We start from the raw sequence: 6,227 nt of genomic DNA on the forward strand, positions 1-6,227 counted from the left end.
TCCAAGCCCAGGGTTCCGCATGATGCTGTTCCTCGCCAGGAGAACGGCGGCCCTGGTGGTCGCCGTTCTTCTGGCGTCTTTCGTGGTCTTCCTCATTCCGTACGTCACGCCGGGCGATCCGGTGCGCAAGATCATCCGCTCGCGGGTGGCCGGCGACGCGATCGATGACTCCGCCGTCCAGGCCTTGAGTGCCCAACTGGGACTCCAGGATCCGCTGTGGACGCAGTACCTGCGCTGGCTGGGGCGGTTCGCGAGCGGCGACATGGGCCTGTCCTACACCAGCCGCACGCCCGTGGCGGACCAGGTGCTGCCCGCCCTCTGGGTCACGCTCAGCCTGGTGGTCATGACGCTGGCCGTTGCCGCGCTGATAGCCGTGATCCTGGGCATCGCCGCGGCGCTGAACGAGGGCCGTGCGGCCGACAAGGCCATCACCGCCGTCTCCCAGGCGTTCATTGCCATGCCGGAATACTGGCTGGCGCCGATGCTCGTGCTGGTCTTCGCACTCGAACTGTCCGTTCTGCCGTCGGCCGGGTGGGAAGGCCCGACGTCGGCGGTGCTGCCCGTGGCGGTTCTCGCCCTGCGTCCGGCGAGCCATTTCACGTCCGCCGTACGCGAGGGAATGCTGGATGCGCTGGGCGCCGACCATGTCACCGCCGCGCGCGGCAGGGGACTGAGCTACTTCCATACGGTCCGGAAGCACGTGATCCCCAACGGACTGCTGCCCCTCACCACGCTGGCAGCCGTATGGTTCGCCGGCCTGCTGGGCGGATCGGTCATCGTCGAGGTCATCTTCGCCATCCCCGGAATGGGACGGCTCCTCTTCGACGGAGTCCTGAACAGCGACATTCCGCTGGCGCAGGGGGCGGTGGTGGTGGTCGTCGGGCTGGCTGTCCTGCTGACCACGGCGGCGGACCTGGTCCACGGGCTCCTCAACCCCCAGGTCAGGATGCGCCATGCGTAAACTTCCCCTGCACATCCGGATTGCCGCCAGCGTGCTGGCCGTTGTGGTGCTGTCCGTCGCCCTGGCCGGCTGGATCGCGCCCTATCCGCCGGCAGAGCAGGACCTCGCCTCCCGGCTGTCGGCGCCCACCGCAACCCACTGGCTGGGCACCGACCACCTGGGCCGCGACACCCTGAGCCGGCTGCTCGACGGCGGCCGCTTCTCGCTGACCATCGCCGCCCTGGCCACGCTGCTCACCGCGGTCATCGGCACGGCGATCGGCGTGCTCAGCGCCCGGCGGCGCGGCTGGCTGGACGAGTTCTTCACCCGCACCAACGACATCCTGCTGGCCATGCCGGAGATGGTGGTGGCGCTGTTCCTGGTGGCCGCGCTAGGGGCAGGCTATCCCTCCCTGCTGCTGGCCCTGACCGTCACGGGCTGGACGCCCTTCGCACGGCTGGCGCGGGCGCTGGCCTATGATGTCTCCGCCCGCGGCTTCATCGAGGCGGCCCGCGTGCTGGGCTGCTCGCCCTGGTTCACTGTGCGGCGCCACATCCTGCCGCACCTCGCCGGGCCGCTGCTGGGGCAGGCCACCCTCCGGTTCGGGCAGTTCCTCATCAGCGTAGGCGCCCTGTCCTACCTGGGTCTCGGCGTGCAGCCCCCGCAGTCCGACTGGGGCTCCATGCTCGCCGCCGCCCAGCCCTACGCCGTGAGGTCGCCGATGACCATCCTCGCACCGGGCCTGGTGATCTTCACCGTGGCGCTGTGCGTCACCCTCATCGGCCAGCATCTGGCCCGCATGTCCAGCAGCCGGCTGCTGCTGGCCAGCGCCCCCGCACCGGCGGCCACCCATGCGTGAGGGCCTGCTCATCGAGGACCTGCACCTCAGCGTGCGGTCGCCGTCCTCCCGCCCGGTGCTTTCCGGCGTCGGCCTCTCCGTGGCGCCGGGCGAATTCGTCGCCCTGGTGGGCGCGTCCGGAAGCGGCAAGACGATGACCGCGCTGGCCGTCCTGGGACTGCTGCCGCCGCAGATCCGGGCCGAATCGGGGTCCATCAGCCTGGGCGGGACCGACCTGCTGCGGGCCAGCGGCGCGGAGCTCAACCGCCTGCGCGGTGGCCGGATCGGGATGCTGTACCAGCAGCCCAAGCGGATGTTCAACCCGCGCATGACCATTGGCAGCCACCTGGCCGAACCGCTGAGGCTGCACCGCGGGCTGCGCGGACGCCACGCCAAGGCGCAGGCGCTGCGGCTGCTGGCAGACGCAGGATTCGACGATCCGGCGCGGGTTGCGCGGGCGTATCCGCACCAGCTCTCCGGCGGCATGGCGCAGCGGGCCATGCTGGCCGTGGCCATGGCCGGACAGCCGGAGCTGCTGCTCGCCGACGAGCCGACCTCCGCACTGGACAAGGTGCTGGAGCGGCAGATCCTTGAACTGATCGACACCCAGCGGCGCCAGCACGGGCTCGGCGTCCTGTACATCACCCATGACCTCGCCACCGTGTCCGAGTTCGCTGACCGTGTAGTGGTGATGGATGCCGGCGCTGTCCAGGAGGAGGGCCCGGCCAGAACCGTCCTCGGGGCGCCGCGGACCGCATGCGCCAGGGAGCTGCTGGAGGCGTGTGCCCTCACCCGCCGCCGCATTGCAGCCGCCGGGGAGCCTGCACCGACCCGCGACATCCTGGCGCTGGACGGCGTCACCAAACGGTTCGCCACACGCCGCGGCGCCCTCCCGGCCCTGGAAAACGTCTCGCTGAGCCTCCGGGAAGGCGAGGTCCTGGGCGTCCTGGGCCAGTCCGGCTCCGGGAAGAGCACTCTTGCCCGGCTGCTGGTGGAGGTCGAGGCCCCGGACCGGGGCAGCGTCACCCGGGCCCTGCCCGTGGCGGGCGGCAAGGACGACGGCGGCACCGCCAGTTCCGGCGTTCCCGGCACCGGGGTTCAGCTTGTCTTTCAGGAACCGCACGACGCCTTCGATCCCCGGATGAAACTGTTCACGAGCCTGGAAGCGCCGCTGCTGCGGCAGCGGACGGGCACGGCGGACGGGCGCCGGGAGCACATTCACCAGGCCGTCCGGGATGTTGAGCTGGATCCCGCCCTGCTGGACAGGTACCCGAGCCAGTGTTCGGGAGGCCAGCTGCAGCGGCTGACGATCGCGCGGGCGCTGCTGCTGGACCCGTCGGTGCTGATCTGCGACGAGGCCACCTCGGCGCTGGACGCCGTGACGCAGCGGAAGGTCCTGGACCTGCTGCTGCGCCTGCACCGGGACCGCCGTCTGTCGCTGATCATGATCTCCCACGACATGAACGTCATCAGGTACATGAGCCACAGGGTCGCCGTGCTGTACCAGGGCGCCCTGGTGGAGCTGGCTGGGACGGCCGAGTTCTTCGCCAGCCCCCAGCACGGGCACAGCAAGGAGCTGGTGGCGGCGGCCCGGGTCCAGCCGACGGCCTGCGCCGCTCCGGTAGCCTGCAGTGACATGGCGGCATGCGCGCATCGGGCGGTCGCCGGGGCCCCGCGGGCGGCTATGGCCATTGGGCGTGCGGCGGCCGGGCCGGAGGCAGCCCGTTCCCTGGAACTCGTCAGCTTCCCGGACTCTTAAGGAACCACCTGACCAATGCCGTACCTGCCTGAAACGCGCATCCTGCTCGGCACGCAAATGGTGTTCAATCTGGGCTTCTACGCGGTGATTCCCTTCCTGGCCGGCGCCATGGGCGGGGATTACGGACTGGACGCCGCCGCCGTCGGGCTTGTTCTTGGTGCCCGTACCTTCAGCCAGCAGGGGATGTTCCTGTTCGGCGGGCTGCTGGCCGACCGGTGGGGCGCCCGACGAGCCATCCTGACCGGCTGCCTGGTCCGCATCGCCGGGTATGCAACCCTCGCGGCAGCTTCGGATTTCATGCTGTTCCTGCTCGGCGCGGTGCTGACCGGTGCGGGAGGTGCGCTGTTCTCGCCCGCCCTGGAATCCCAGCTGTCCCACGCGGACCGGTCCCATGCCGGCCACTCCGACCATGCTCCCGGCAAGGCCCGGCGCTCGGTGTTCGTCTGGCTGGCGATAACGGGGGAGATGGGCGCCCTGGCCGGCCCGCTTCTGGGAGCTGCCCTGCTGGGATGGGGCTTCGACGCGGCGCTGGCGGCCGGAATTGCCATCTTTGTTGCGGTGACGGTGGTCCTGTGGTTCCGTCTCCCCGCCGGATCGCCGGGGAAGGCGAAAGCCGCGGCCGAGCCGGACGTTTCACCAGGCCATCCACGCGGCGCGCTGGGGTGCCTGAAGAACCGCCGCTTTGTGGCGTTCTGCCTGCTCGCCAGCACCAACATGGTGGCGTACAACCAGCTCTACTTCGCGTTCCCGCTTGAACTCGGCCGCCGGGGCCTGGACGGTTCGTGGCTGGCCATGCTTTTCCTGCTCGCCTCCGTGCTGACGCTGCTGCTGCAGCTGCCGGTGGCCGCAGCCGGCCAGCGGCTGGGCCCGGGCCGGGCCATGTCGGCCGGCTTCCTGCTGGTGGCCGCCGCGCTGGCCGCGGCAGCCGTGACCTCTGTCGAGGCGGAAGCCGCCGGTTCTGGTGCGGGAGGTCCTGGCTCGGCGGAGGCCGGCTCAGTGGCCCTGATGGCGGGCATAGTCGGTGCGCTGATCCTTGGACATATGCTCCTGACGCCCACCATCCTGTCGCTGATTCCGCGGTTCATCCCATCGGAAGGGGCAGCGTCAGGGCGGGGCGCCTATTACGGGCTGTCCGCCACCTACGGCGGCATCGCCGTGCTGGCAGGAAATGCGCTGCTGGGCTGGCTGCTGGACCTGACGGAGCGGAACCACTGGTGGCCGGGTACACCCTGGCTGCCGATGGCGGGTCTGGCGGTCCTTGCCGCGCTGGCGCTGCCGGGGCTGCTGCACGGGATGCGCCGCGGCAACGGGCACGCGCCGGCGCCAGCCGCGGAGTCGCAGGAGCGGGTGGGATAACGGCCCCGCCTGAATGGCGGCCCGGTCTGAAGAGCGGCGCGGCCCAAGGCCCCGCCTGAATGGCGCGTGCGCCGGCCGTGGGGTTCTGGTTACGTCCCCGTCCAGCGGCGGAGGGTGCTGTTCACGAGGCCGATCAGCACGGCCGTCCACCAGCACGCCTGCGAGATGCTGAGCGCGATCAGCAGCCGGGTGCGCAGCCGGCGCCCCAGTTCGCTGAAGCGTGTTTCCCGCGGAAGCGCGAACATCTTGTGCATGGCCGGGGCGATGCTCAGGCCGTTGAGCATCAGGATGAGGACGCAGCCGAGCTTCACGGCGGTTACCGGGTTGGTGAGGTCGGGCTGGATGAGGGCGCCGGAGGCCAGCAGGAGCGCCAGGCCGCCCCAGATCAGGGGCTTCGCTGCCTTCTCAAGCTTGGGCGATTCGTGCATGTGCACCTTGCCCATGAGCCACAGCAGGCCCAGCCAGTCGACAACAAGGATGGTGCCGAAGGACAGCACAAGGGCCAGGATGTGCACGGCGAGCCCGATGCGGTGAAGTTCCGGGCCACAGTCCACGAAGTGCCCCACGAGCAGCGAGGCGAGCCAGCCCGCGGTGCAGAGGACACCCAGGAGGAACAGTCGGATGGTCTGCTTGCGGGAGGTGGGCGTCCTGAGCGCGGCACGGTTGCGTCGGGCCGGTACGAACCGGCGGTGGGAGTGGGTCCTGGGTGCGGAGTTTGTCGTGGTTCGGGTTTCAGGGCGGGTCAAGGTGGTGCGGGTGTCGGCGAACATAATGCCGGCCTTTCATCACTGTTGTGCTCCCCTGAGAGTGGTGCCGGGAGCCGGGCTGACCGGGAGTTCCGGACAGCGGGGAATTGCTGGGCTTGGTTGGGGGATTTTTTATTTCGGTACCGGGAGTTGCTGGCGCGCTGCGATGCAGGGCGGGGCTCTTGGAGTTTGTGGCTCCGGAGGAGTTTCGGGCTACCTAAATGAATACGATACAGGTTGATTTACGGATTAAGCAAAGAAAGCGTGTTCTATTGATTGGCGTGTCGTTGCCCAATGCCGCCCGAAAATTGTGTAGTGCAGCCAGCTCGAGCGGGACTCCCGTATGAGTGCAGAAGGCCCGTTTTGGGAATTTTTCCCCGGTGCAGATTTCGTCTTAGTCGTCGGAACCGTGTCCGCCGCTGTCGTCACCCGGCTCGGGCGCCTTGCGCTGTCCGCCCTGGTCATCGGGCGGTTCCGGGACGGTGCGCAGGCCGCCATTGTCGTCGCCGGGCTGGGCGGAGACGACGGGGGGGGGGGGGGGGGGGCGGGGGGGGGGGGGGGCGGGGGGGGGGGGGGGGGCGGGGGGGG

Annotated in this window: 5 protein-coding genes; 4 read left to right on the forward strand and 1 reads right to left on the reverse strand. The window is 69.8% G+C overall.

What is annotated here, in order from left to right:
• The first annotated feature begins 19 nt into the window (after nucleotides 1-19).
• From AC5RWD_RS14680 to AC5RWD_RS14695, 4 genes are read left to right on the forward strand one after another with little or no spacing between them, the layout of a single operon-like run.
• Nucleotides 20-961 (forward strand): ABC transporter permease, encoded by a 942-nt coding sequence (locus tag AC5RWD_RS14680; protein ID WP_494020705.1) that lies wholly within the window; start codon nucleotides 20-22, stop codon nucleotides 959-961.
• Nucleotides 954-1,799: an ABC transporter permease gene (locus AC5RWD_RS14685; protein ID WP_494020706.1), complete on the forward strand. Its 846-nt coding sequence runs from the start codon at nucleotides 954-956 to the stop codon at nucleotides 1,797-1,799. The genes AC5RWD_RS14680 and AC5RWD_RS14685 overlap by 8 nt, the downstream gene beginning before the upstream one ends.
• Nucleotides 1,792-3,537, forward strand: a complete 1,746-nt coding sequence (locus AC5RWD_RS14690) for an ATP-binding cassette domain-containing protein (RefSeq protein WP_494020707.1) — start codon at nucleotides 1,792-1,794, stop codon at nucleotides 3,535-3,537. The genes AC5RWD_RS14685 and AC5RWD_RS14690 overlap by 8 nt, the downstream gene beginning before the upstream one ends.
• 15 nt (nucleotides 3,538-3,552) lie before the next feature.
• A complete protein-coding gene (locus tag AC5RWD_RS14695) occupies nucleotides 3,553-4,893 on the forward strand; it encodes an MFS transporter (protein ID WP_494020708.1) in 1,341 nt (446 codons plus the stop codon).
• 89 nt (nucleotides 4,894-4,982) lie between these two features.
• On the opposite strand, the gene AC5RWD_RS14700 is transcribed toward AC5RWD_RS14695, so the two are convergent.
• A complete protein-coding gene (locus AC5RWD_RS14700) occupies nucleotides 4,983-5,663 on the reverse strand; it encodes a hypothetical protein (protein WP_494020709.1) in 681 nt (226 codons plus the stop codon).
• Nucleotides 5,664-6,227 lie beyond the last annotated feature (564 nt).

The organism is Arthrobacter sp. CMU6 (genome assembly GCF_059090205.1).

Excerpts from the sequence above, each read along its gene's own strand:
- AC5RWD_RS14680 (WP_494020705.1), top strand. The coding sequence starts at position 20 with ATGATGCTGTTCCTCGCCAGGAGAACGGCGGCCCTGGTGGTCGCCGTT.
- AC5RWD_RS14685 (WP_494020706.1), top strand. The coding sequence starts at position 954 with ATGCGTAAACTTCCCCTGCACATCCGGATTGCCGCCAGCGTGCTGGCC.
- AC5RWD_RS14690 (WP_494020707.1), top strand. The coding sequence starts at position 1,792 with ATGCGTGAGGGCCTGCTCATCGAGGACCTGCACCTCAGCGTGCGGTCG.
- AC5RWD_RS14695 (WP_494020708.1), top strand. The coding sequence starts at position 3,553 with ATGCCGTACCTGCCTGAAACGCGCATCCTGCTCGGCACGCAAATGGTG.
- AC5RWD_RS14700 (WP_494020709.1), bottom strand. The coding sequence starts at position 5,663 with ATGTTCGCCGACACCCGCACCACCTTGACCCGCCCTGAAACCCGAACC.